The 506-nt window shown below is 43.5% G+C and carries 1 protein-coding gene; it reads left to right on the forward strand.

Annotation, left to right across the window (positions count from 1 at the left end; translation table 11 throughout):
- Nucleotides 1-87 precede the first annotated feature (87 nt).
- Nucleotides 88-506 (forward strand): IS110 family transposase (locus AC27IB_RS23510; protein ID WP_487124067.1); only part of this gene is annotated, 419 nt, incomplete at its 3' end.

Consider the following 506-nt stretch of genomic DNA (forward strand, 5'->3'; position numbering starts at 1 on the left):
GTTTGATACTTATTGAGCCTTCTCCCCAGCTTAACCAATAAATTGGCTAAGCTGGAAGGCGACCAAACCCAAAACGGAGAAGACTCAATGCAATTTTATACTAACTTACATCCTTTTTATTGCGGAATCGATCTTCATGCTCGAATGCTCTACGTTTGCATCCTTGATGAGCGTGGTGACATTCTGGTTCACAAGAAGATTAAAGACTCACCTGAACAGCTTTTAACACTACTTTCTCCCTATCTGGGGAATATCGTAGTCGGTGCCGAATGTATGCATTGCTGGTATTGGCTAAGTGATTTTTGTGAGCAGCACAACATCGACTTTATTCTTGGCCACGCCTTGTACATGAAAGCTATTCATGGTGGCAAAACCAAAAACGATAAGATCGACGCGTATAAAATTGCCAAGCTTATGCGGGGCGGCAATTTTCCCTTGGCTTATGTATATCCGAAGGAAAAACGCGCTATCCGGGACTTATTACGAAGACGAACCCATGCCATGCG

Source organism: Alteromonas sp. 4NH20-0104, from assembly GCF_057547795.1.